The organism is Pedobacter nototheniae, assembly GCF_032678625.1.
GTDB classification, from domain to species: domain Bacteria; phylum Bacteroidota; class Bacteroidia; order Sphingobacteriales; family Sphingobacteriaceae; genus Pedobacter; species Pedobacter nototheniae_A.
Map to the genome: position 1 here is coordinate 965,123 of NZ_JAVTSO010000002.1, position 23,544 is coordinate 988,666.

General features: G+C 36.3%; 25 protein-coding genes. 10 read left to right on the top strand and 15 right to left on the bottom strand.

The features are described from left to right. From R2Q77_RS09895 to R2Q77_RS09905, 3 genes are all read right to left on the bottom strand, one after another. A complete protein-coding gene (locus R2Q77_RS09895; RefSeq protein WP_316803562.1) occupies positions 1-891 on the bottom strand; it encodes an exopolyphosphatase in 891 nt (296 codons plus the stop codon). A 1-nt stretch (position 892) separates the two neighbouring features. Further along, positions 893-2,950: a polyphosphate kinase 1 gene (gene ppk1, locus R2Q77_RS09900; RefSeq protein ID WP_316803563.1), complete on the bottom strand. Its 2,058-nt coding sequence runs from the start codon at positions 2,948-2,950 to the stop codon at positions 893-895. Positions 2,951-3,049: 99 nt separating this feature from the next. Continuing rightward, positions 3,050-3,697 carry a hypothetical protein gene (locus tag R2Q77_RS09905; protein ID WP_316803564.1) on the bottom strand — a complete coding sequence of 216 codons (648 nt, stop codon included), beginning with the start codon at positions 3,695-3,697 and terminating at the stop codon, positions 3,050-3,052. A gap of 76 nt (positions 3,698-3,773) precedes the next feature. Between R2Q77_RS09905 and R2Q77_RS09910 the strand changes: the two genes are divergently transcribed. The 5 genes from R2Q77_RS09910 to R2Q77_RS09930 all read left to right on the top strand — a co-directional run bounded on the left by R2Q77_RS09910 (position 3,774) and on the right by R2Q77_RS09930 (position 7,913). After that, positions 3,774-4,265, top strand: a complete 492-nt coding sequence (locus R2Q77_RS09910; RefSeq protein ID WP_131537922.1) for a YajQ family cyclic di-GMP-binding protein — start codon at positions 3,774-3,776, stop codon at positions 4,263-4,265. Positions 4,266-4,291: 26 nt separating this feature from the next. Further along, on the top strand, positions 4,292-4,732 hold the full coding sequence (locus tag R2Q77_RS09915) for a GNAT family N-acetyltransferase (protein ID WP_316803565.1): 441 nt from the start codon (positions 4,292-4,294) through the stop codon (positions 4,730-4,732). 65 nt (positions 4,733-4,797) lie between these two features. Next, positions 4,798-5,394, top strand: a complete 597-nt coding sequence (locus R2Q77_RS09920) for a DUF4142 domain-containing protein (RefSeq protein ID WP_316803566.1) — start codon at positions 4,798-4,800, stop codon at positions 5,392-5,394. 159 nt (positions 5,395-5,553) lie between these two features. Beyond that, entirely contained in the window at positions 5,554-7,152 is a 1,599-nt protein-coding gene (locus R2Q77_RS09925; RefSeq protein WP_316803567.1) for a S8 family peptidase, read from the top strand. A 134-nt stretch (positions 7,153-7,286) separates the two neighbouring features. Further along, positions 7,287-7,913, top strand: coding sequence for a hypothetical protein (locus R2Q77_RS09930; RefSeq protein WP_316803568.1), 627 nt, complete (start codon positions 7,287-7,289; stop codon positions 7,911-7,913). A gap of 117 nt (positions 7,914-8,030) precedes the next feature. Here R2Q77_RS09930 and R2Q77_RS09935 read toward each other — a convergent pair whose 3' ends face one another. Then, positions 8,031-9,077 carry an NAD(P)-dependent alcohol dehydrogenase gene (locus R2Q77_RS09935; RefSeq protein WP_316803569.1) on the bottom strand — a complete coding sequence of 349 codons (1,047 nt, stop codon included), beginning with the start codon at positions 9,075-9,077 and terminating at the stop codon, positions 8,031-8,033. A 209-nt stretch (positions 9,078-9,286) separates the two neighbouring features. Here R2Q77_RS09935 and R2Q77_RS09940 point away from each other — a divergent pair, with 209 nt between their 5' ends. Continuing rightward, a complete protein-coding gene (locus R2Q77_RS09940; RefSeq protein WP_316803570.1) occupies positions 9,287-9,940 on the top strand; it encodes a YceH family protein in 654 nt (217 codons plus the stop codon). 296 nt (positions 9,941-10,236) lie between these two features. Here R2Q77_RS09940 and fabF read toward each other — a convergent pair whose 3' ends face one another. Genes fabF through R2Q77_RS09965 form a run of 5 tightly spaced genes read right to left on the bottom strand, consistent with a single transcriptional unit; the run spans position 10,237 to position 13,635 of the window. Beyond that, on the bottom strand, positions 10,237-11,487 hold the full coding sequence (fabF, locus tag R2Q77_RS09945; RefSeq protein ID WP_316803572.1) for a beta-ketoacyl-ACP synthase II: 1,251 nt from the start codon (positions 11,485-11,487) through the stop codon (positions 10,237-10,239). A gap of 1 nt (position 11,488) precedes the next feature. Next, a complete protein-coding gene (locus tag R2Q77_RS09950) occupies positions 11,489-11,719 on the bottom strand; it encodes a DUF2798 domain-containing protein (protein ID WP_316803573.1) in 231 nt (76 codons plus the stop codon). 23 nt (positions 11,720-11,742) lie between these two features. Next, entirely contained in the window at positions 11,743-12,510 is a 768-nt protein-coding gene (locus tag R2Q77_RS09955) for an SDR family oxidoreductase (RefSeq protein ID WP_316803574.1), read from the bottom strand. Positions 12,511-12,523: 13 nt separating this feature from the next. Further along, complete coding sequence (locus R2Q77_RS09960) at positions 12,524-13,009, bottom strand: PaaI family thioesterase (RefSeq protein WP_316803575.1); 486 nt, start codon at positions 13,007-13,009, stop codon at positions 12,524-12,526. A gap of 38 nt (positions 13,010-13,047) precedes the next feature. Beyond that, on the bottom strand, positions 13,048-13,635 hold the full coding sequence (locus R2Q77_RS09965) for a TetR/AcrR family transcriptional regulator (RefSeq protein WP_316803576.1): 588 nt from the start codon (positions 13,633-13,635) through the stop codon (positions 13,048-13,050). Positions 13,636-13,745: 110 nt separating this feature from the next. Between R2Q77_RS09965 and R2Q77_RS09970 the strand changes: the two genes are divergently transcribed. From R2Q77_RS09970 to R2Q77_RS09980, 3 genes are all read left to right on the top strand, one after another. Continuing rightward, complete coding sequence (locus R2Q77_RS09970; RefSeq protein ID WP_316803577.1) at positions 13,746-14,657, top strand: helix-turn-helix transcriptional regulator; 912 nt, start codon at positions 13,746-13,748, stop codon at positions 14,655-14,657. 81 nt (positions 14,658-14,738) lie between these two features. Next, positions 14,739-15,575: an oxidoreductase gene (locus R2Q77_RS09975; RefSeq protein WP_316803578.1), complete on the top strand. Its 837-nt coding sequence runs from the start codon at positions 14,739-14,741 to the stop codon at positions 15,573-15,575. 39 nt (positions 15,576-15,614) lie between these two features. Next, on the top strand, positions 15,615-16,457 hold the full coding sequence (locus R2Q77_RS09980) for an SDR family NAD(P)-dependent oxidoreductase (RefSeq protein WP_316803579.1): 843 nt from the start codon (positions 15,615-15,617) through the stop codon (positions 16,455-16,457). A 52-nt stretch (positions 16,458-16,509) separates the two neighbouring features. Here R2Q77_RS09980 and R2Q77_RS09985 read toward each other — a convergent pair whose 3' ends face one another. The 3 genes from R2Q77_RS09985 to mutS all read right to left on the bottom strand — a co-directional run bounded on the left by R2Q77_RS09985 (position 16,510) and on the right by mutS (position 20,182). Then, a complete protein-coding gene (locus R2Q77_RS09985; protein WP_316803580.1) occupies positions 16,510-16,989 on the bottom strand; it encodes a TlpA disulfide reductase family protein in 480 nt (159 codons plus the stop codon). A 3-nt stretch (positions 16,990-16,992) separates the two neighbouring features. Continuing rightward, complete coding sequence (locus R2Q77_RS09990) at positions 16,993-17,499, bottom strand: C40 family peptidase (RefSeq protein ID WP_316803581.1); 507 nt, start codon at positions 17,497-17,499, stop codon at positions 16,993-16,995. A 70-nt stretch (positions 17,500-17,569) separates the two neighbouring features. Then, positions 17,570-20,182, bottom strand: a complete 2,613-nt coding sequence (gene mutS / locus R2Q77_RS09995; protein WP_316803582.1) for a DNA mismatch repair protein MutS — start codon at positions 20,180-20,182, stop codon at positions 17,570-17,572. A 220-nt stretch (positions 20,183-20,402) separates the two neighbouring features. Here mutS and R2Q77_RS10000 point away from each other — a divergent pair, with 220 nt between their 5' ends. Further along, positions 20,403-20,717 carry an HPF/RaiA family ribosome-associated protein gene (locus tag R2Q77_RS10000; protein ID WP_316803583.1) on the top strand — a complete coding sequence of 105 codons (315 nt, stop codon included), beginning with the start codon at positions 20,403-20,405 and terminating at the stop codon, positions 20,715-20,717. A 98-nt stretch (positions 20,718-20,815) separates the two neighbouring features. On the opposite strand, the gene R2Q77_RS10005 is transcribed toward R2Q77_RS10000, so the two are convergent. From R2Q77_RS10005 to mqnE, 3 genes are all read right to left on the bottom strand, one after another. Next, positions 20,816-21,541 (bottom strand): menaquinone biosynthesis protein, encoded by a 726-nt coding sequence (locus R2Q77_RS10005; protein ID WP_316803584.1) that lies wholly within the window; start codon positions 21,539-21,541, stop codon positions 20,816-20,818. Positions 21,542-21,606: 65 nt separating this feature from the next. Next, positions 21,607-22,230 carry a histidine phosphatase family protein gene (locus tag R2Q77_RS10010; protein WP_316803585.1) on the bottom strand — a complete coding sequence of 208 codons (624 nt, stop codon included), beginning with the start codon at positions 22,228-22,230 and terminating at the stop codon, positions 21,607-21,609. A gap of 81 nt (positions 22,231-22,311) precedes the next feature. Then, positions 22,312-23,505 carry an aminofutalosine synthase MqnE gene (gene mqnE / locus R2Q77_RS10015; protein ID WP_316803586.1) on the bottom strand — a complete coding sequence of 398 codons (1,194 nt, stop codon included), beginning with the start codon at positions 23,503-23,505 and terminating at the stop codon, positions 22,312-22,314. Positions 23,506-23,544 lie beyond the last annotated feature (39 nt).

A 23,544-nucleotide genomic window follows, 5' to 3' on the forward strand; every position in this document is an offset into this window, starting at 1 on the left:
TTAGTCCAGGTTACCTAAATTTTCTTCAATCAGTAATTTAATAATTCCATCGGCCATACCTACTTTAGGTACGTAAATCTGTTTAATTCCAGTCCATTTCATTAAGGTTAAATAAATTTCGCAGGCCGGAATAATTACATCTGCACGATCGGGATTCAAACCTAAATCGTTAATACGCTCTTTTAACGAATAACCTGTTAAACGGTTATACATGGCATTTAACTTTTGAAGCGAAAGTGGTGCATTTTCTTTTTCGTCAGACATGCGGAAAAGTTTATTAATATTTCCACCTGTTCCAATGCCTGCAAGCTGTTTATAAGCTTTAGTATTCTCTTTTACCCAAACTTTCATTTCTTCCCAGGTTTCTTCTTTATCCTGGTTATCGAGCATACGAATGGTACCAATATTAAACGACCTTGAAGCCTCCGGCGCGCCTTTTACAAACACAGAAAGTTCGGTACTACCTCCACCCACATCAATGTATAAATAAGTTTTATTTTCGTCCAGCTCTTCTTCAATATGATTGGCATAAATAATATTAGCTTCACGTTGCCCTTCAATAATTTCGAGTGTAAGGTCAGTTTCTGCCTTAATAAGTTTAACAATTTCAGCACCATTTTTGGCCTCACGCATGGCAGAAGTGGCGCAGGCTAAATATTCTGATACATTATAAACATCCATCAGGTTTTTAAAAGCCATCATTGTTTTTACCAGTTCGGATGATTTTCTGGCAGAAATATTTTGATTTAAAAAAGCATCATCGCCTAAGCGTAATGGCACCCGTATTAATGTATTTTTTTTGTATTTATATTTTCCGTCTTGTTTGCTGATATCGGCAATGAGTAACCTCACGGCGTTCGAACCGATATCTATAGCAGCGTATCGTAACATATTATTGATGCTTGGTTTTTAGGTAGTTATAAATATCAATTTGTGCCCGTATTTTTTTACTCAACCTGTTTTTATGATATTTATTATTGTTTAATGAATTAATTTGGCGCGATTTGGTATTGTCTTGTAATTGCAAATCAATAATATCCTGGATTTCCTGTTTAACATCAGGATCAAGTACCGGAAACCCTACTTCTACGCGATGTTCAAAATTCCGGCTCATTAAATCGGCAGAAGAAAGATACATGTCGTTTTTACCATTATTGCTAAAAATATAAACCCTTGCATGTTCTAAAAACTTATCAATTATACTAATGGCGGTAATGTTTTCGCTAAAACCCTTTATACCGGGTACTAAACAACAAATTCCCCTTACAATTAACTGAATTTTTACGCCTGCGTTGCTGGCTTCATAAAGCTTTGTAATAAGGCCTTCATCCGCTAAACTATTTACTTTTAATAAAATATAGGCTAATTTCCCTTGTTTAGCATTGCGGATTTCGCGATTTATAAAATTAACCAGCTTTGACCTGCTTTCTAAAGGAGAAACAATTAAATGTTTAAAGCCTTTTGTAACTGTACGTTTATTCAACGCATCAAAAAGTTTAACCAAATCGTTGGTTATTTCTTTCTTCGAGGTAAAAATGCTATGATCGCAATATAAACCTGCCGTTTTCTCGTTAAAGTTACCTGTTGCCAGGTTTGCGTAATAAACTGGTTTATCTTTTTCCATCCGTTTAACCAAACAGATTTTCGAATGGACTTTGTAATCTGTTAAACCGTAATTTACCTTAACACCCTCTTCCATTAAACGGCTTGTCCAGAAAATATTTGCCTGCTCATCAAAACGTGCTTTTAACTCTAATAAAACAGAAACACTTTTGCCGTTTTTAGCGGCGTTGATAAGTGCATTAATTACTTTAGAATTTTCGGCCAGACGGTATAAGGTGATTTGAATTTCAGTAACTTTTGGATCTATCGCAGCCTCACGAAGGAAAAGAATAATGTAATCGTAAGATTGGTAAGGTAAATTCACCAGGTAATCCCGGTGCGCAATTTTATTAAAAATACTTTCCGTTCTATGCAAGCCATGAACCTTTAAAGGCAAATTTGGTGCATACTCCAACTCTTTACCGCCAACATTTGGAAAGGCAATAAAATCGCCAAATTTATGGTATCTGTTACCCGGAATTAAACTTTCTGCTTCCAGTTTAAGTTTATTCACCAAAACAGTAAGCATATTTAAAGGCATCGCAGAATCGTAAAGCAAACGCATAGGTTTACCTTTTTTTCGTTTTTCTAAACTGCTTTTTAAGTCCTCTATAAATTTATCATTAATATTTTTATCAATATCCAGTTCCGCATCTCGGGTTAGCTGAATGGAGTAGGCTTCCAGGTTATCGTAAGTAAACACATAAAAAATATCATCTAAACAATAGCGGATAATATCTTCTGCTAAAATGATAAACTTCAACCCATTGGTTTCAGGCAGCACCAAAAACCGGGGTAAACTGGGTGGAATTTCAATAAGTGCATACTTTTCTTTTATCTTATTATCCTTGCGGGATAATTTCACAAAAAAGTACAGGTAACGATCTTTAAGCTCTGGAAAAGGCTTATCCATGTCCAGCATAATTGGCACCAGATTGGATAAAATTTTATCCCTGAAATGGTTTCTTACAAATTCGCCCCTGCTTACATTAAGCTGGGTATCGTTTAAAATAAAAATCCGGTTTTGCGCAAGTTCGTTTATTAACGTAGCCTGAAAAAGCTGATCAAACCTCCGCTCCTGCTTTACAACAATGTTTTTTATTTCATTGAGAATTTTTTTCGGATTAAAACCAAGTAAAGCTTTTGCCTTTTCGTTAAGGTTTGTTAAGCGGGTCATGGTGGCTACCCGCACCCGGTAAAACTCTTCCAGGTTGGAAGAAAATATAGAAAGAAACTTTATTCGTTCAATTAGCGGCACACTTTCATCTGCTGCTTCCTGCAGTACACGTTCATTAAAATATAACCAACTGATTTCGCGATTAAAAAATGGTATCCTCTTTTTGCTCATTTAAAAAAATAAAAATCCCCGTATAAACAGGGATGTTCAAAGCTGCACATTAATTTGTTAAATCGATGTTAATTCATCGATACGTTAATATTAACAAATCTATTTTTTATCCGCTGTTTTAACCACCTTTTTTATTGTTGCAGCAGCTTTTACAACCGGTTTAGCAGCTGTTGCCGCTTTTGTTGCAACAGTTTTAGTTACCGCAGGTTTTGCAGGTTGAGTTACTGCTTTAACCACAGCTTTTTTTACCGGTGCTGCTTTGGCAACTACACTATCCGTTGTTTTTTTTACTGCCGCTGTTGCTTTGGCCAAAGGCTTAGTTAACACTTCTTCAGCTTTCTTCTCCGTAGCAATAGCCTTTACCTTAACACTTTGAACTACAGGCTTAGCTTTAGACACTGCTTTTTTTACCACTTTTTCGGCAGTTTTTTCGGCCTTGGTTAATGTTTTCTTGGCCTTACTTACCGTTTTATCAGCTACTTTTTTAATTTCTTTTTTTTCTTTTTTAACAACAGGTTTTAATTCATCTATTTTATCTCCAACCGCATCTTTAACCGAACTAAACTTTTTGGATAATTTTCTGGCAACGCGCTTACTTGCTTTAGCTACTTCAGTACTAATGTCAGAAACATCATGTCCTAAACTCTTTATAACATCTAAAAACTGACTCGTTATGGATTGCTCTAATTCCTTTTTTACAGCTTTTTTTCCTGGTTTTTTTTGAGACTTGGTTTTAGTGGTTTTCATAATATTTTTCGTTTTTTTGTGAGGTGGATTTAAATTCTCTTAAATCTACTTATTTTTTTACTTTAAAGCTAAAACCATGCCTTCTTTTGATATTGTAAGTAAAGTTGATGCCCAAACCCTTGATAACGCAATTAACAATGCTAAAAAGGAAATTTTAAACCGTTTTGATTTTAATGGTTCAAAAAGCACCATCGAGTTGGATAAAAAAACAAACATTGTAACCATCGTTACCGAAGATGATATGCGTTTAAAAGCCATTGAAGGTTCGATCATTTCACGTATGATGAAGCAAAATCTTGACCCTAAAAGTCTTGATTTTGGAGATGAACACCAGGCTTCAGGCAATATGATCCGCAAGGAAATTAGTATAAAAGAAGGTTTGGATAAAGAAGCCGCCAAAAAAGTGGTTGCCAAAATTAAAGCCAGCGGATTAAAAGTACAGCCATCTATTATGGACGACCAGGTGCGGGTAACTGCAAAAAAAATCGATGATTTACAGGCTGTAATTAACCTTTGCCGTACCGAAGACTTCGGACAACCTTTGCAGTATATTAATATGCGTAATTAAAAAAACAAGCAATAAGCCGGGCCAAAATGGAAATAAGTGAAAATGGTTTTGTTTTTTCGGATGATAAAGCGCTTTTAGAGGTAAAAGCCATTCATCACTATTTGAGTAAAGAATCTTACTGGGCTAAAAACATCCCCTTAAAAACGGTTGAAAAATCCATTGAAAACTCACTTTGTTTCGGGGTTTACCGGGATAATAAACAGGTTGGTTTTGCACGTTGGGTAACCGATCGTGCTACTTTTGCCTGGCTTTGTGATGTTTATATAGAAACTGATTACCGCGGTTTAGGCTTATCAAAAAAACTAATGTCGTTCATGATCTTCCACCCGGATTTACAAGGTTTAAGAAGTTACAGATTAGGTACCCTGGATGCCCATGGATTGTACAGTCAGTTTGGTTTTGAACCCATACAAAACCCAGAAAGGCTTATGGCTATTGTGGTTAAAAACCCCTACAGTGCTGAATAATCCAGTAAATTAAGACAAACCTTTTTCGTGATGGCTTGTTGTCAATACACATCAAAACGAAAAACATGAAAAAGATATTTTTACTGGGAACGGCAATTGCTTTTGCCGTAACTTTTCAGGCTTGCCAAAGCGCAGATAAAAAATCATCAACTACAAAAGATAGTGTATCTGGCGATACCACCATGGTAAATGGCGTTCACGTTACAGGTTCGGAAAGTACTGAATCGGGCTTGGATGAAGCCGGTGCAACCTTTTTGAGGAAAGCTGCAGTTGGCGGAATTATGGAAATTGAAGCCGCCAAAATTGCCCAAACCAATGCAAAAAGCCAATCGGTAAAGGATTTCGCCAGTACGATGTTAAAAGATCATACCAAGGCCAACACAGAACTTAAAGCACTTGCGGTGGAGAAAAAAATTATTACACCTGATGCTTTGCCTAAAGAAGAAGAAATGCACCTGGATGAAATGAAAAAAATGAAAGGTGACGCTTTTGATAAACATTATATGGATATGATGGTAACAGACCACGATAAAACCGTAGCCTTGTTTAAAGAAGGTATGCAAAATAAAGATAGTAAACTTAAAGCCTGGGCTACAAGTACATTAGCAGTTATAGAACAACATGCTGTAATGGCTAAAGAAATCACTTCAAAAATGAAGTAACTTCTAAAATAACCCATTCAATCCCGGATGTTTAAATTCATCCGGGATTTTTTGTGCTGATTCATTCTCTTTAACAGAAATAAATCATCATTTTAGATACATTTTCACTATTTAAAAAAATTAAAATTATATTTCGACGTTTAATACAAAAGAACATAAATGAATAAGAATAATTTTTTAAAATCGCTCTTCACAATTGCAGCGATTGGTGCTATGCCCTTCCTGGGAATGGCTCAGCAAAGACCAAACTGGCAAAATCTTGATCTTAAAACCGATACAATTTTTGGTATCAGTACAGATAAAGCATATAAAGAACTTCTTAAAGGTAAAAAATCAACTAAGGTTATTGTTGCAGTAAATGATGGCGGCGTTGATGCCCAACATGAAGACCTGAAAAGAATCATGTGGGTAAATACCAAGGAGATTGCTGGAAATGGAAAAGACGATGACAATAATGGTTATATAGACGACATTAACGGCTGGAATTTTATTGGCGGACCTAAAGAATCAGTTAATTTTGAAACATTAGAATTAACACGCTTAGTTCGTCGTGACCAGGTTAAGTTTGCCAATACAACCGATGCAAATGTTGCCGAAAAAGATAAAAAAGATTTTGAAGTTTTTAAAGCACGCAGGGCTGATTTAGAAAAACAACTGGGCGAGGCAAAAGCTAACCTGGCTGGAATTACAGGCTTTAAAAACGCACTTGATAATCTGGTTAAAAAAATGGGTAAAGAAAACCCGACCGCAGAAGATTTTGCTAATTTTAAACCAAGTACGGAAATTGAGGGCAGACTTCAGTCTGCACTGGCCGAACCACTGAAACAAATGTCTTTTAAAGATTTTTATGAAGATCAGATTAAAGAAGGTTTTGATTACTACAGCAGGCAGGCTAATTATAATTTAAATTTAGATTACGATCCTCGGAGTATAGTTGGTGATAATCCAAATAACGAAAAAGAAAAATTCTACGGAAATAATGATGTAACTGGTCCTGACGCCATGCACGGTACACATGTTGCTGGTATTATTGGAGCAGACAGAACCAATAACTTAGGCATTATGGGTGTTGCAGATAACGTTGCCATTATGGGTGTACGTTGTACGCCAAATGGTGATGAACGCGATAAGGATGTTGCAAATGCCATTCGCTATGCAGTTGATAATGGGGCAAAAGTAATTAACATGAGTTTCGGTAAAGCATATAGCTGGGATAAAGCAATTGTAAATGAAGCCATGAAATATGCGGTTTCAAAAGATGTACTTATTGTTCAGGCGGCCGGAAACGAAAACAAAAATATCGATACGGAAGAAAATTTTCCAAACCATAAAGATTTAGATGCAAAAACCATTGCTTCATGGATTACGGTTGGTGCTTCTGGCCCGAAAGATGATGAAACCTTAAAAGCAAGTTTCTCAAACTTTGGTAAAACGCAGGTTGATGTTTTTGCGCCAGGTGTACAAATTTATTCTACAGTACCAGGTTCTAAATACAAATATTTAGACGGAACAAGTATGGCTTCTCCTGTTGTTGCAGGTTTAGCAGGTTTAATCCGTTCTTATTACCCAAAATTAACAGCTGCGCAGGTAAAAGAAATTATTGTAAAATCAGTTGTAAAAGTAAATCATAACGTTGAATACAAAAAAGGCGAAGGTGATGATGCTGAAAAAGTTTCTGTTCCTTTCTCTGATTTATGTATAAGCGGTGGTATTGTAAATGCTTATAATGCGTTAAAATTAGCGGCTACATACAAGTAATTAACCATTATTATAATTTGTGCGCCGGTTTATTGTCCGGCGCACAAACTAAAACAATGAAGATAAACCCGTTAATATTCATCAAATTATTTCTGATCCTTTTTATATGTGTTGGCTTAGGCTTAACATTTTTTATGATTCGGCAAGAAGTTAAAATTATCGGAGCTTATCTAATTTCAGGACTTTTTGTTTTGGTTCCTTCTTTACTGCTTTTTGATCTTACCTACGGATTTAGCATTTCGGAAAAGAATATTAAGAAACAAGCTGAAAGACAAAGCAGTGTAGCCTTTGATCAGGAAGGCATTATTTATAAAATGCCTCTATTTGATACAACCCTTTTAATTTACTGGGATTCTATTAAGACCGTAATTTTCAGAAACTACAATAGCGATGAAAATGCACAATTTATTTTCTATTTAACAAAATTACCTCTTCAAACTTTGTCAGAAAACCCGTGGTGGCTGAACAGAATTTTTCCTAATGCTATAAAGAACAAAAACGTAATCGTAATAAAAGACGACTGTAAAGGTTTTCGGGAAATACCTAAAATGATAGAAACTTATTTAGGGAAAGTGAAAGCCTTCGATCCATCAGAAGACCATAGAAAAGGTACTTTGTTAAGTTCTAAAACAACCATTAAGCAAAATGCGGTACAAACTGAAGAGCATTGGAAACCAATTAATAATTACGAACCTGAAAAGGTAATATTTGATCAATTTGATAGAAATATCGACGAAATAAATAGGCAGAACTTAAGTTAAGAAAAACATACGCTTAATCAAATTCGGCAATAAATTAAAAAGCCCATCTCTGAAGCTAAATATAAAAGGCGAACCAAATAATTGGTTCGCCTTTTATATTTATAAGTTTAATCTCCGTTAAACGGTAGCCATGTCAATTACAAAACGATATTTAACATCACTGCCTAAAACTCTTTCATAAGCCTCATTTACGTAGTTAATGTTGATTACTTCAACTTCAGAAACAATGCCATGCGCTGCGCAATAATCCAACATTTCCTGTGTTTCCTCAATACCACCAATACTTGATGCCGTTAAAGCCCTGTTGCCGCTCATTAAAGCCGAACCTGGAAACTGAATAGGTACCGGCGGAATACCTACACAAATGTGAACACCGTTTACATTTAATAATTTGAAATACATTTCATAATCATGTGGTGCCGAAACCGAATCTAAAATATAATCGAAATATTTAGCATATTTCTTCAGTTCGTCAGGATTTTTAGTTACTACAAAATTATGCGCACCTAATTTTTTTGCATCTTGTTCTTTTGATGGCGAAGTACTTAAAACAGTAACTTCAGCCCCAAATGCTACAGCAAATTTAACGGCCATGTGCCCTAAACCACCTAAACCCAATACAGCAACTTTATGTCCTTCTTTTATCCCCCATCTTTTAATTGGAGAATAAGTCGTAATACCTGCACATAACAAAGGTGCAACACCACTTAAAGGCAATTTATCCGAAACTTTTACAACAAACTCTTCTGTACAAACAATTTTGTTCGAATAACCTCCATAAGTTGGTGTAACTTTATCACGTTCAACACTGTTATAAGTCCAAACGGTTTCACCTTTTTCGCAGAATTGCTCCTGACCACCCTGGCAGGTAGGGCATTCTTTACAACTATCAACCATACAGCCAATACCTGCAAGATCGCCAACTTTAAATTTAGAAACTTCTGATCCAACTTCAGTAATCCGGCCTACAATTTCGTGTCCCGGCACCATTGGATATTTAGCTGGACCCCACTCACTTCTTACCTGGTGAATATCAGAGTGGCAAATTCCGCTAAATAAAATTTCAATTAATACATCTTTAGGTCCAACGTTTCTTCTTTCGAAATTCCATGGAGCCAATTTATCAGTTTGGCTGTGAACAGCGTATCCTTTTGCAGCAATCATATTTCTTTCTTTTGTTTTGACAAAGCTATGCAAACACCTCCTTAATGAAAAATGAAGCTGGCTTTAATAGGTTTATATAATGTAAAAAATGGTGTTTTTGTTTTAGTATTCATTATTAAATTTAAAAACCTTTAGGGCTTTTAAATGTAAAATGATTTATTATTTAAAAATAATTTTTATAATGTGCTTTCAATGTATATTTTTAGCAAATGGAGCAAGCAAAACCACTACCGGAACTTTCAGCAGAAGAACAACGTATTTTAGGATCATTAATTGAAAAAAGCAGAACTACACCAGATTATTATCCAATGACACTGAATGGATTAACCGCTGCGTGTAACCAAAAAAGCTCAAGATATCCTGTTGTAAACTACGATGAAGAAACCGTTACGTTAACCTTAAATCAGCTCAAAATAAAGGGGTTAATTTCTACGGCGACCGGTGGTTCGAGCAGGGCTACAAAATATAAACACAATTTAGCCATTGTTTATCCTTTACTTCCATCTGAGCTTGCTATAATTTGCCTGTTACTTTTAAGGGGACCACTAACGCCTGGCGAAATTAACAGCAATTCGGGAAGACTATACGAATTTGAAAGTATTGAAGAGGTTTTGGAGCAATTGCAAAAATTAGCAGATGATGAGACGCCTTTTGTTAAACAGCTGGCTAAAAAACCGGGGCAAAAAGAAGCACGTTTTGTGCATTTACTTGGCGATTTTGTAGAAAATGAATCAAGTGAGGTTACAAATCAGCAACCTGCATTAGTTTTTCAACCTGATGAAGCGCTTGAAAACCGTTTAAGTAATTTGGAAAAAGAAGTTGAAGAATTAAAAGAACTTGTAAATCTGTTAATGGATAAATAAAATTATTAAGTAAGCAATTGCTTTTGTAATGATTACCGGCAATAAGCACACAATTTTATACTAACTTCATTTACCGTAGTGGAGAAATCTTTGAACCGTTCTATATAGATTTCTCCATTTCATTGCACTCCAGTCGAAAGGACGATAATTCTTAGATAATCACTAATTGGATTAAGCACACGATTTTACAACAACGTCATTTCGACCGTAGCGAAGAAATCTTTGAACCGTTCAATATAGATTTCTCCATTCCGTTGCACTCCAGTCGAAAGGACGTTGCTAAATTTATTCTTATTTTAAGCTTCGTATTTCTTAAAAATTGTACTTGCCGTATGTCCGCCGAAACCAAATGTATTATTTAAAACATAATTGATTTCCTGCTGAACTGATTCACCCAAAATAATATTTAAACCTGCAGGGATTTTTTCATCCAGGTTTTTAGTATTAATTACACCCGGAATTATACCATCACGGATGGCAAGAATGCTGATAATACTTTCCACAGCACCAGCCGCACCAAGTAAATGGCCAGTTTGTGATTTAGAAGCACCAATTGCAACCGGTAAGCCTTTAAAAATAGTATCTATTGCTGTTAACTCACTTAAATCTCCTAAACCGGTAGAAGTAGCATGTGCATTAACGTAATCAATTTTATCTGCTGTTATTCCAGCATCACTTAAAGCTTTTTTCATGCCCAATACAGCCCCTATTCCATCAGGTGGCGTTCCGGTTAAGTGATAAGCATCACCAGCCATTCCACCCCCGATAATTTCGGCATATATGGTTGCTCCACGTTGTAAAGCATGTTCCAGATCTTCCAAAACCAAGGCACCCGCCCCTTCACCCATAACAAATCCATCTCTTTCTGCATCAAATGGTCTTGAAGCAGTTTTAGGATCATCATTTCTTTTTGATAACGCCTGAGCAGCATTAAAACCACCCACCGAAGATTTGGTTAAAGCCGCTTCAGAACCACCAGCAATCATAATATTTGCTTTACCTAACCGAATGGTATCAAAAGCACTGATTATTGCGGTATTAGATGAAGCACAGGCAGAAACCGTGCAATAGTTTGGTCCACGTAATTTATGGCGGATTGATATAGCGCCTGCAGCAATATCAACAATCATTTTTGGAATAAAAAACGGACTAAATCTTGGCGTGCCATCCCCTGCATGGAATTCTTCCAGCTGAGCCTCAAAAGTAGTTATTCCACCATTTCCCGTAGCCCAGATTACCCCTACTTCTGCAAGATCGTCATCGCTCATTGATGTAAAATCAAGTTGCGCATCTTTAATCGCCTGGTCGGTGGAAGCAATGGCATATTGTGTAAATAAATCGAACTTTTTCAGTTCTTTTCTATCCATATATTCTTCCGCATTAAAACCTTTAACCTCGCAGGCAAATGTTGTTTTAAATTTATCGGTATCAAATTTTGTGATTGGGCCTACGCCATTTTTTCCGGCAATAATATTTTGCCAAAAATCGTTAACACTATTTCCCAATGGCGTTATTGCACCCAGCCCGGTAATGACTACTCGTTTCATTTTAATTTTTTTTCAGGTCGTTATTTTCAAATAAATAATCGACCAATTTTTGAATTTTAGGACTAATAATAAGTATAACAGGAATTACGATAAGGTAAGCTATTGCCCAAGACCTCAACCATATTTTAATGAATCCATTAATAAAGCCAAAGTTTGCAGCAACTACCGAACCTGTTATAATTCCGGTGGTAAAAATACCCATAATTAAGGCAAAGGCTAATTTTTTCTTCATATTCCTGTTATATTTAGAATTGATTACTGAGCAGACTCAATCCATTCTGCCCGGTTTGCATTCATAACATTCAGTGCGTCAACCGGTGACGAGCGGAATAGGTTATAAATTGTTTCAGTATCGCCTACCCTGATTTCGTATTCATTATTCTCCAAAGCTTTAACCAAATCATCAGCAACTACAGATGGGTGAATGCCGTTATGGCCACCTATTTCTTTAGAAAGTGCTGTATTAACCAATGGAGGCATTAATTCAAAAACTTTAACAGTTGTATTTTCTAAACTTAACCTTAAAGAAATGCTGTAAGAGTGCAAAGCTGCTTTACTGGCCGCATAAGTAGGCAAATTAATTCCAGGAACAAATGCTACTATAGACGATACATTTACAATGGCGGCTTCTTTCTGCTGCTTTAAGAGGAGTAAAAGTTTTTGATTTAACTTAATCACAGCAAGATAATTGGTTAACATTTCTTCCTCTGCAATAACAGAAGCATCCTGATTTTGATTACCAAGATTATGCAGGATGGCTCTGCCTGCATTATTAATTACAATATTTAACTGTGGAAATTCATTTTTAATGCGTTCTATCAATTGATCAATATCTGTACTTTTACTCACATCAAATGGAATTGCAGTAACATTACTCAATCCTGCAGCTGCAGCCGTTAAGCGCTGTTCATCTCGGCCGGTAATAATTACATGGTTGCCCAATGCAGACAGTTGTTTTGCAATTTCAAGACCAATTCCGGCGCTTCCGCCAGTAATTAAAACTGTATTTTGTGTTGTTTTCATGATTATATTATTTTTAAAATTTTAAGATTAAACAAGTACTTACCGCGTGTGCATAAACTGTATGGTCAGCATCTACCAGCTGTGCTTCTACCAGCGCTGTTCTTCCGCCCAGGTTAATTACTTTACCTATGGTTTTTAATTCACCGGTTTTAATGGTTATCGCCTTTAAAAAATTAACCTTTAACTCGAGTGTGGTATAGCCCTTTCCGGCAGGTAAAAGAGAGTGCAGCGAGCAACCCATAGCCGAATCTAAAATGGCCGATATTACACCTCCATGTACGGTGCCGATTGGATTGTAATGAAATTCCTGCGGTGTAAACCTAAACTCAACTTCGCCCGCCTTTATTTCGGTAACACTGAAATCTAAAGTGTATAACAAAGGTGGTAAAGGTAATTTGCCATCTGCCATGGCCTGCAGATATTCCATTCCGCTTAATTGTAAAGCCTCTTTTGCGCCCTCCATTGGGTCTTTCCAGGTAATTGATCTATTTCTTTCCATTATTAAATACCGATCGGTATATTTTAGTTTAAAAATTTTTAGCTAATGCTTGTGACGTATTTTTTTAAGGAACCCATAATTAAGTTCCAGTAATCCATTTTTTCAGTTAAACGGGTAATCATAATGGCACCTTCAATCATTGCAATAATGGTTAAAGCAATCTGCTCTGGATTTTCCGTTTCCTTTATTTCTTTTGTACTTATTCCCTTTTCAACTATTTTAATAATGCCATTTTTCCATGCCATTACTGCTTTTAATGCTTTCTCTCTTAATAATGGATGTGTATCGTCAGCATCAACCGCAGTATTTAAAATCGGGCAGCCACCATTTGTGAAATTGCCAGTTAAAAATTGTTGATACATTTCAGCATAAACCATCAGTTTATCCTGTGTATTTGCCTTTTTGTTAATTTCGGCACCTATTTTTGAAACCACATTAGCTAAATTGTACTCAAACGCCGCTATTGCAACCTCATCTTTATTCAAAAAATTACCGTAAATACTTCCTTTTGTTAAACCGGTGGCAATTGTCAAGTCGTGCATAGATGTACCGGCATACCCTTTCATATTAAAAATCGGTGCTGTCTTTTCTACTATAAACTGTCTTGTTTTTTCGGCCTTAGTCATATTTCTTAAATAACAACACAAATATATACCAATCGGTATTATTTACAGCAATTATTTTATCATAAAAAAATCACATTCTGTTTATAGTTTGAATTTTGTAACTTTGAATTATGAGTTCAACCGAAACCCTTGAAGATTTTTATCAAAGAAAGTTCAGTTTTCTTCCGGATAACCTACAAAAAGATGTAGGTCATTTTAATGTATTCAGACTTGAAGATTGTGTTGGCGAAAATAAAACTCCAATTAAATACAGCAGGAGAGATTTTTATAAAATCGCTATGGTTAGAGGGCATAACATTTATCATTATGCCGATAAAAGCATTGAGATTACCGGAACTGCCTTAATATTTTTTAACCCGCTCGTCCCCTACACCTGGGAACCCGCATCAGGAAAACCTGAAGAAGCTACTGGGTTCTTCTGTATTTTTACGGAATCTTTTTTCACGGAAAAAATCCGCGGCAATATTAACGATTTGCCTATGTTTTCTCCAGCTGGAAAACCAACCTACATCCTGGATGCCAGTCAGGATAAGTATGTTGTGGGTATTTTTGAGAAAATGATTGAAGAGATTAACACAGATTACATTTATAAATATGATTTGCTCCGCAATTATGTAACTGAAATGACCCATTTTGCGTTAAAAACAGAACCATCAGAAGTTTTATACAAACATACGGATGCAAACAGCAGAATTACTGCGGTGTTTACAGAATTGCTGGAGCGCCAGTTTCCGATTGAAACAACTTCACAGCGATTTACACTGCGCTCGGCCAAAGATTTTGCCAGCCAGCTTTCCATCCATGTAAACCATTTAAATCGCGCTATAAAAGAAACTACTGGCAAAACCACCACACATTACATTACCGAACGTTTGCTGAGTGAGGCCAAAGCCTTACTTAAACATACAGACTGGAATATTTCTGAAATCGGTTACTGCCTGGGTTTTGAAGAACCCACACATTTTAACAACTTTTTCAAGAAACTTACCAAAGATACACCGGGCGCTTATAGAATTGTTTGAATTTTGTAACCATTGGTTTGATTAGCGTAATAAGTTAACGCCATTTCTGTATTAATTTTGTCTTAACAAAAAAGATAAAATATGTACGCAAAAAAAGTTTGGTTTATAACAGGCGCTTCAAAAGGTTTAGGACTGAGCTTAGTTAAGCAATTACTGGAAGCCGGACAAAATGTTGCAGCAACTTCCAGAAATGTTAATGAACTTAAAAAAGCTGTAGATTTCAGCTCAGTTAAGTTCCTGCCTATTTCAGTAGATCTAAAAGACGAAAACAGTGTTGACCTTGCTGTAAAAGCTACAGTAGAAAAATTTGGAAAAATTGATGTTGTTATTAACAATGCCGGCTATGGTATTGGTGGCAGTATTGAGGAGCTATCTGAAGAAGAAACCCGAAGCAACTTCGATGTTAATGTTTTTGGTACCTTAAACGTAATCCGAAAGGTAATGCCTTTTCTCCGGGCTCAACGTTCAGGACACATCATTAATATATCTTCAATTGCGGGTATTGCAGGCGCCACAGGCTGGGCAGTTTATGCAGCATCTAAATTTGCCGTAATTGGCTTATCAGAAGTATTGGCTGAAGATGTTAAAGACTTTGGAATTAAGGTAACTGTAGTAGCTCCAGGGGCATTCAGAACAAGCTTCCTTACAGGAGATTCTCTTGCCTTACCCGAAAACCCGATTGAAGCTTATGAACAGGTCCGAGCATCACATGCCAGGTACTTAAAAATGGATGGCGAACAGGCCGGCGATCCGGAAAAGGCAGCTGCAGCTATGATAGCCATTGTAGCTATGCCTAACCCACCACTGCATTTATTACTTGGAAGTGATGCCCTTGAACGTGCTACCATAAAACTTGATGCCTTGAACAAAGAATTTAAAGAATGGTCTGCCATGAGCAATGCTACCGGCTTTAATTAATCCGGCAGTAATTTTTAATTACCTTTTAAATACAAAAATATGGAAAATAAAAAAGTATGGTTTATAACCGGCGCTTCAAAGGGCCTGGGATTAACCCTTGTGAAAAAATTATTAAACAATGGTAGCCAGGTTGTTGCAACTTCAAGAAATTTAGACGACCTGACAGTGGCGGTTGGAACCCACGAAAACTTTTTGCCTTTATCTGTAGATTTAGTTAGCGAAAAAAGTGTAGAAAAGGCAATTGGACAAACCATTAGTAAATTTGGAAAGATTGATGTTGTGGTAAACAATGCCGGTTATGGTTTATTAGGTGCTTTGGAGGAATTAAGTGATGAGGAATCAAGAGAAAACTTTAATGTTAATGTTTTTGGTTCTTTAAATGTAATTCGAAAAGCCTTACCTCAATTAAGAAAACAACAATCAGGGCACATTTTTAATGTTTCTTCTATTGGTGGTTTTAGTGGCAATTTTCCCGGTTTCGGTATTTATTGTGCAACTAAATTTGCTGTGGCAGGTTTTTCTGAATCTTTAGCTGCAGAAGTAAAATCGTTTGGAATTAAAGTAACCGTTGTGGAACCGGGGTATTTCAGAACAAATTTTCTTTCAACCGGTTCATTAGCCGTGCCAAAAAATGCAATTGATGCTTACAAGGAAGTTCGTGAATCTCAGGATGCACATCAAAACCAAATTAATAACCAGCAGGCAGGTGATCCTGAAAAAGGAATGGATGTTTTAATTGAAGTTGCCAATGCACCGCATGCGCCTATGCATTTATTTTTAGGTGCTGATGCTTACCAGGTAGCAAATGCTAAAATTGAAGCCATCCAGAAAGACATGAAAAATTGGGAAACATTGGCTACTGCAACCCATTTTGAGCACTAATAGCCTAAATTTGAATTAAAATAAATCCTATAACAACAAAAGAGACAAACCGTTATCTCTTTTGTTGTTTAATTTCAGTTAAGGTGTTTTTTAAATCAGTTTCAGTAAATTCCTTTTCAAAAAACAACCTTTTCTTCTTATATACAAATAAGGTGGCAGGTATTCCTCCTGTCCATTTTTTATCAATGCGCTGGATGTATTCTTGTTGGTTAGCCTCATTCAATAAAAAAACTTCTGACTCAATTTTATGTGCTGCAACAAAAGGAATAACCGCCTTATTTAATTTTGATTTAAAATCCAAACTAACCAATAAAATCTTAACGGGTTGATCAAGATTTTTTAAACGTAATTTCTCAAAATTAGGAAGTTCAGCTACACAAGGCGCACACCAGGTGGCCCAAAAGTTAACAACATATGTGGTATCTTTTCCTTTTTCAATCCTACTATTTAATTCATCTATAGTTAATAATTTAACCTGAGCATTTGTTGTATGAAACGCTAATATTAAGAACAATATATAGATTAACTTCATATTTTAATTAAGCGAACCCGATTTCACCATTGCCTTTTGATAAGCCGGTAAGGTTAAATCATCTACAATAACGCCCCTCGTGGTAGAGGCATGTACAAAAAAGCCATTATTTAAATAAACACCAACATGATCCACTGAGTTTCCACCAAAAGAAAAAAAGATTAAATCTCCTTCCTGTAAGTTGTTAATACTTTTTGAACGGATTACATTGGCCTGATCGCGGGATATACGGGGTAATGTTTTACCATAAATTTCTCTTTCGAGCAGTAAAGCAAAACCTGAACAATCTATTCCACTTTTATCCAAACCACCCAAACGGTACCGAACACCGGTCCAATCGGTAATGAAACGATATAATTGTTTACTTTTTAAATTGGCCATTGCATCAGCCGCTTTTGAGGCTTTGGTATCATTTTTAACCGTATATTTTCTTGAACCACAAGAAGACAGGAAAAATATGGCCAAAATTAGGCAAACATAAAATTTAGATTCAATGGTAAAAGGCTTCATATATAAGGTTGTCTGTATCTTCTAAAATAAATTAAGGAGGCAAGTATTAACAGCTCAAGGTATTTGCCTTTTAGTTTTTTATCAATCTTTGAATTTCGTCCAGTTTTAATAATGCTTCTACCGGAGTTAACGCATTTACATCTAAATTATTGAGTGTATCGCGGATTTTAATCAATACAGGATCATCAACTGCAAACATCTGCAATTGGTAGGCCTGGTTTTGCACTTTCTTAATGCTATCTTTAATACTCTGCCCTTCGGTCCTGTCAATTTCTAATTTCTTTAAAATTTCGTTGGCCCGGTGGATTAATTTCGGAGGCATACCCGCCATTTTAGCCACATGAATACCAAAACTATGTTCGCTCCCGCCTGGAACTAACTTCCTTAAAAAGATAACCTTATTGGTCATTTCCTTTACTGATACGTTAAAGTTCTTAATGCGGGGCATGGTATTGGCTAATTCATTTAACTCATGATAATGCGTTGCAAATAAGGTTTTAGGACGGGAAGTTGGGTGCTGATGCAAAAATTCGGCTATTGCCCATGCAATTGAAATACCATCATAGGTACTTGTTCCACGGCCAATTTCGTCTAAAAGAATTAAACTATCGTCAGATATGTTATTGAGGATACTGGCCGTTTCGTTCATTTCCACCATAAACGTACTTTCTCCTGAAGAAATATTATCAGAAGCGCCCACACGGGTGAAAATTTTATCCACCAAACCTACTTCTGCTTCTTTGGCAGGCACAAAACAACCCATTTGCGACATTAATACAATTAATGCAGTTTGCCTTAAAATAGCCGACTTACCCGCCATGTTGGGTCCGGTAATCATAATAATCTGCTGACTTTCTGTATCCAGGTAAACATCGTTGGTAATGTATTCTTGTCCAACCGGCAGTTGTTTTTCAATTACCGGATGGCGGCCACCTTTTATATCCAGCACTTTAGTTGTGCTCATTTTAGGCTTGGAATAATGATTTTTAACGGCGAGGTGTGCAAAACAGAGTAAGCAATCCAATTGTGCAATTAAAAAAGAATTGAGTTGAATTGGCTTGATGTAACCTGCTGTTTGATACATCAATTCGTTATATAAACGAATTTCTATTTGCTGGATTTTTTCTTCAGCACCTAAAATCTGATCTTCGTATTCTTTTAATTCTGGTGTAATATAGCGTTCGGCATTAACCAAAGTTTGTTTACGGATCCAGCCCTCGGGCACTTTATCTTTATGGGTATGGGTTACTTCAAGGTAATAACCAAAAACATTGTTAAAAGCTATTTTTAGCGAAGGAATTCCTGTTGCTTCAGCTTCACGCTTCTGAATTTGAACTAAATAATCTTTGCCACCGAAAGCAATTTTACGCAAACGATCTAAATCTTCATCAATACCATCGGCAATTACATTTCCTTTAATCAGCAAGGCTGGTGGATCGGGCTGTAACTCGCGCTCTATTTTTTCGCGAATGGCAATACAAGGATTTAACTGATCGGCAAGCTTAATCAGGAAAGGATTTTTAGAGGCTGCCCCTAAATTTTTAACGGCTTCAATATGTGTTAAAGCTCTTTTCAGCTGCGTAAGTTCTCTTGGACCAACGCGCTGTAAACCAACCTTGGAAATCAACCGTTCTAAATCACCAATTTGCTTAATGTGCGTTAAAAATTCCTGCTGGAGTTCATCATGTTTCACAAAAAAATCAACCATCCCTAAACGCTCTTCAATAGGTTTTAGTTCTTTTAAAGGCATAATGATCCATTTTTGAAGCAAGCGGGCACCCATCGGCGTACAAGTTTGATCCAAAATATCGAAAAGGGTAACTGCATTATCATTTGCCGAACCAACGAGCTCGAGGTTGCGAATGGTAAAACGGTCAAGCCACATGTATTTATCTTCTTCTATGCGGCTTATGGAGGTGATGTGCTGCAGGTTGCGGTGTTCCGTTTCGCCAAGGTAATGCAAAACCACACCAGCGGCTACTATTCCGCTTTGCAAACGATCGATCCCAAAACCTTTTAATGAGGCAACATCAAAGTGTTTGGTTAAAGTTTCATTGCCATAATCGGTCGTAAAAGGCCACTCATCCAGTCCGAAAGTATAAAAACGATCGCCAAACTGCTCTGTAAATACCTGGCGCTTAGATTTCTGAAAAATCACTTCAGAGGGCTTAAACCCTTGTAAAAGTTTATCTATATAATCGCTGTTACCTTGTGCAATTAAAAATTCGCCGGTAGAAATATCTAAAAAAGAAACCCCAATTTGTGTTTTATCGAAATAAACAGCGGCTAAATAGTTATTAGATTTTTGGTTTACAATATTATCACCATAGGCTACTCCGGGTGTTACCAGTTCGGTTACCCCCCGTTTTACAATAGTTTTAGTGGTTTTCGGATCTTCCAGCTGATCGCAAATGGCGACCCTTTGCCCTGCCCTAACCAGCTTGGATAAATAATTATCTAATGAATGATGTGGAAAACCGGCAAGCTCTAATGCGCCACCATTTGGTCCCGTTCCTCTCCGGGTTAATACAATGCCTAAAATCTGGGATGTTTTAATGGCATCTTCGCCAAAGGTTTCATAAAAATCGCCTACTCTAAATAATAATAATGCCCCGGGATACTTTGCTTTGATGGCATTGTATTGTTGCATTAATGGGGTTTCTTTATTCGTGTCTTTAGCCAAAACTGAAATTAATTTACAAAAGCTATAAAGATAAGAGCTTTAATGGTTGTATAAAGATTTTGTTGAAAAGTTAAAAGATTGTGAACGAAAAATTAAGGTCTTTGATATATGAAATGACTTATTTCTATACAATCACTAAAGTTAGATTAAAATAACCTACCGTTCAAAACTATTAGCACTGTGGTTTGTTGGATATATATAACCATTTAATCAAGATATTATGACGATTCAAATTAATGCAGACAACAATCTAAACCTGAAACAGGAATATAAAGATAAATTAAAAGATACATTGACAAATGGATTAAGCCGGTATACAGGCCACCTGAGCCGCTTAGAACTTCATCTTTCAGATATTAATGGTAATAAAGATGCACAAAATGATAAACGCTGTGTACTGGAAGCCAGATTAGAAGGCAGGCCGCCGATTGCCGTAACTAATTTAGATAATACGTACGATCAAGCGGTAAATGGTGCTATTGCAAAGTTGGATAGCAGTTTAAACACAATAATTGGTAAGATTAAAAACCATTAGAATTATAAGGATATTTTTAAGGCTTCTGTTTTATAAAACAGAAGCCTTTTTTTATAATGTCTTCCGCAAATTACGCGGGTTGGTGATAATTAATTGAGTTATAATTGTTCGATATAGTTCAAAAACAATTCCATCGCTTTCTTTCTGTCTTCTGTAACTTCAAATTGAAGTTTGTTATACAGATAATCTTCTAAATCAAAGTTTGCGTTTTGCGGCAAAGCCAGCAACACTTCATTACGGTGATCCAGGCCAAATTTTAAAGCTGCATTAAATTCATCTTTAAAAGCTTGTGTTATTTCTTTATTGGCTACCCATGCCGCATACATAAAAGGTAATCCGGTAAAATTCTTCCACTCTTCGCCCATATCATATACATAAGCATAATCACCTTTTTTGCCAAAAGTTCTGTCGCCAATTAAAACAATTGCATCCGTTTCAGCCGATTGATCTGTTGTAAATTTCACATCTTTTTTCCAGAAAAATTTAAGCAAAACTTTTGCCAGGTTATTTGAAGTACGGGAGTGCAAATCTAACTTTAAAGTACTGATCTCTGCAACAGGAACATCACTGAAAATAAACACAGAATTTACACCACCATCACTACCTATACAATAATCGGCTACGATATTGGCATTAGGAACTAAGGGAATAGCAGCAACAGGCATTAAACCAATATCTACTTGACCATTAATAACTTTAGCGGCACAATCTGAAGGAATATCTAAGCTTAAATCTATCTTATTAATGATGTCGGAATTTTCTATTCCGTATATAAAGGCTTTGGTATTGGTGTAATTAACTGCAGAAATTTTAATCTTATTCAAAGTGTTATTTATTTTATGTCATACCAATGGAGGAAGAATCTATAGCCCTCTGCATGATGGTGTTATTATCCAATTACTAAACCGTCTAAATGAACGGTGCTATTAAACTCTATAATATTGAATTGATTATTTTCAAATCCAATTTTATACAAAACAGTATTTTGATGTGGAAATTCAGTCATTTCGCTCAATGGCTTACCGGTAAGTAAGCAAAGGAAAACGCGCATTGCCCTGCCGTGCATGCAGAGTAAAATGGTTTGCTCATTTGGTTTTGAAGCTAAAATTTCCATGGGTTCTTTTAGGCGTTCGTACACATCCTGAACACTTTCTCCATCTTCGAAATGAGCGGTATAATTACCTTCCTGCCAGCATTCAAGCATTTCTCTGAAAGCTTCTCTTGCTGCTTCACTATTGGGTTTACCTTCCCAAATACCCCAGGCCAACTCATCCAATCCGGCTAATTGTTCCCAAGGTAAACCTGAATCAATAAATTTCTGTACGGTTTGGTGCGTGCGTTTAAGTGTAGAAGTATAAATTTTATCAAATTTAACCTCCTTATACGTTTGATAAAATGCTTCGGCCTGCGCCCTCCCCGTATCATTTAAATCAGAATTAATGCCTCTGCCCTGTACAATACCCTGCCTGTTCAATTCTGTTTCGCCATGGCGAATAATGTATATTTCTTTCATTTATTAATAAAGGTTTTTGATGGGCAAATGAGTAAATTGTAGATTCAGCGCATTCCCATCAAATGTTTACGCAATCCACAATTAATTTACTACAGGTAACTTATAGTATTGAGGCTTCTTTTCTTCCTCAAAAACTACATGTTCAAAGTCGGTCACCACGTTGTAAAGGGTGTCGCGTTCTACGGCTTTCCGACCAACTTGTTTGATTAAATTAACCAGTTCCTGGGTACTCATTGCAGGCGTTTGCTCTTCTGCACCTGCCATTGAATAAATTTTAGTGGTATCATCTAACGTACCATCAATATCATCAACCCCATAATTAAGGGATAACTGTGCGGTTTCGCGACTAATCATGGCCCAATACGCCTTAATGTGATCGAAATTATCCATATAAATGCGGGCAATGGCATAATTTCTTAAATCTTCGATTACCGAAGATTCTGCAACATTAGACATCTGGTTGTGTTGATTTCTGAATTTTAAAGGAATAAAAGTCTGAAAACCACCGGTTCTATCTTGTAGCTCACGTAATTTTTCCATATGATCTATACGGTGCCAAAACTGTTCGATGTGGCCATAAAGCATAGTTGCATTACTTCTCATCCCCAATTTATGCCATTCTTCGTGTATAGCCAGCCATTGTTCGCCGGTACATTTATCTTTTGCGATTAAATCTCTTACTTCAGGATGAAAAATTTCAGCGCCTCCTCCCGGCATAGATTCTAATCCTGCATCTTTCATCAACTTCATTCCGGCAGCATAATCAATTTTAGCTTTTTTAAAGATATAATGATATTCTACGGGCGTTAAAGCTTTAACATGCAATTCAGGGCGGTGTTTTTTAATCGCCGTAAATAAAGCGGAATAAAAAGCTACATCATATTGTGGCAATACGCCACCAACAATATGAACTTCCGTAACAGGCTCATCATCATATTTTTTTACGATATCAAGCATCTGATCCATGGTTAATGCCCATCCTTCTTCTTTTTGCTTAATCAGCTTAGAGTAAGAACAGAATTTGCAATCGTAAACGCAAAGATTTGTAGGTTCTAAATGGAAGTTACGGTTAAAGTAGGTGGTATCACCATGTTTCTTTTCCCTTATAAAATTGGCTAAAACACCAAGATAACCTAATTCTGCATGTTCATAAAGGTAAACACCTTCATCAAATGTAATGCGCGTTCCGTGAAGAACTTTGTGTGCTATGTTTTGTAGTTCAGTTGATAATTTTGTATCAGCTAATATTTTTTCAACTTGCTCAGTTGTATTCATTCCTGATTTATTTTGAACAAAAATACAATAAAGGGACGA

Bases quoted from the DNA above. Each gene is read 5' to 3' on its own strand.
- R2Q77_RS09920 (WP_316803566.1), top strand. From the start codon at position 4,798: ATGAAAAAGATATTTTTACTGGGAACGGCAATTGCTTTTGCCGTAACT.
- R2Q77_RS09925 (WP_316803567.1), top strand. From the start codon at position 5,554: ATGAATAAGAATAATTTTTTAAAATCGCTCTTCACAATTGCAGCGATT.
- R2Q77_RS09960 (WP_316803575.1), bottom strand. From the start codon at position 13,009: ATGGAAAGAAATAGATCAATTACCTGGAAAGACCCAATGGAGGGCGCA.
- R2Q77_RS10000 (WP_316803583.1), top strand. From the start codon at position 20,403: ATGACGATTCAAATTAATGCAGACAACAATCTAAACCTGAAACAGGAA.
- R2Q77_RS09935 (WP_316803569.1), bottom strand. From the start codon at position 9,077: ATGATTGCTGCAAAAGGATACGCTGTTCACAGCCAAACTGATAAATTG.
- R2Q77_RS09905 (WP_316803564.1), bottom strand. From the start codon at position 3,697: ATGAAAACCACTAAAACCAAGTCTCAAAAAAAACCAGGAAAAAAAGCT.
- R2Q77_RS09990 (WP_316803581.1), bottom strand. From the start codon at position 17,499: ATGAAGCCTTTTACCATTGAATCTAAATTTTATGTTTGCCTAATTTTG.
- R2Q77_RS10010 (WP_316803585.1), bottom strand. From the start codon at position 22,230: ATGAAAGAAATATACATTATTCGCCATGGCGAAACAGAATTGAACAGG.
- R2Q77_RS09950 (WP_316803573.1), bottom strand. From the start codon at position 11,719: ATGAAGAAAAAATTAGCCTTTGCCTTAATTATGGGTATTTTTACCACC.
- R2Q77_RS09975 (WP_316803578.1), top strand. From the start codon at position 14,739: ATGTACGCAAAAAAAGTTTGGTTTATAACAGGCGCTTCAAAAGGTTTA.
- R2Q77_RS09955 (WP_316803574.1), bottom strand. From the start codon at position 12,510: ATGAAAACAACACAAAATACAGTTTTAATTACTGGCGGAAGCGCCGGA.
- R2Q77_RS09895 (WP_316803562.1), bottom strand. From the start codon at position 891: ATGTTACGATACGCTGCTATAGATATCGGTTCGAACGCCGTGAGGTTA.
- R2Q77_RS09910 (WP_131537922.1), top strand. From the start codon at position 3,774: ATGCCTTCTTTTGATATTGTAAGTAAAGTTGATGCCCAAACCCTTGAT.
- R2Q77_RS09985 (WP_316803580.1), bottom strand. From the start codon at position 16,989: ATGAAGTTAATCTATATATTGTTCTTAATATTAGCGTTTCATACAACA.
- R2Q77_RS09915 (WP_316803565.1), top strand. From the start codon at position 4,292: ATGGAAATAAGTGAAAATGGTTTTGTTTTTTCGGATGATAAAGCGCTT.
- R2Q77_RS09980 (WP_316803579.1), top strand. From the start codon at position 15,615: ATGGAAAATAAAAAAGTATGGTTTATAACCGGCGCTTCAAAGGGCCTG.
- mqnE (WP_316803586.1), bottom strand. From the start codon at position 23,505: ATGAATACAACTGAGCAAGTTGAAAAAATATTAGCTGATACAAAATTA.
- ppk1 (WP_316803563.1), bottom strand. From the start codon at position 2,950: ATGAGCAAAAAGAGGATACCATTTTTTAATCGCGAAATCAGTTGGTTA.
- R2Q77_RS09970 (WP_316803577.1), top strand. From the start codon at position 13,746: ATGAGTTCAACCGAAACCCTTGAAGATTTTTATCAAAGAAAGTTCAGT.
- R2Q77_RS09965 (WP_316803576.1), bottom strand. From the start codon at position 13,635: ATGACTAAGGCCGAAAAAACAAGACAGTTTATAGTAGAAAAGACAGCA.
- R2Q77_RS09930 (WP_316803568.1), top strand. From the start codon at position 7,287: ATGATTCGGCAAGAAGTTAAAATTATCGGAGCTTATCTAATTTCAGGA.
- fabF (WP_316803572.1), bottom strand. From the start codon at position 11,487: ATGAAACGAGTAGTCATTACCGGGCTGGGTGCAATAACGCCATTGGGA.
- R2Q77_RS09940 (WP_316803570.1), top strand. From the start codon at position 9,287: ATGGAGCAAGCAAAACCACTACCGGAACTTTCAGCAGAAGAACAACGT.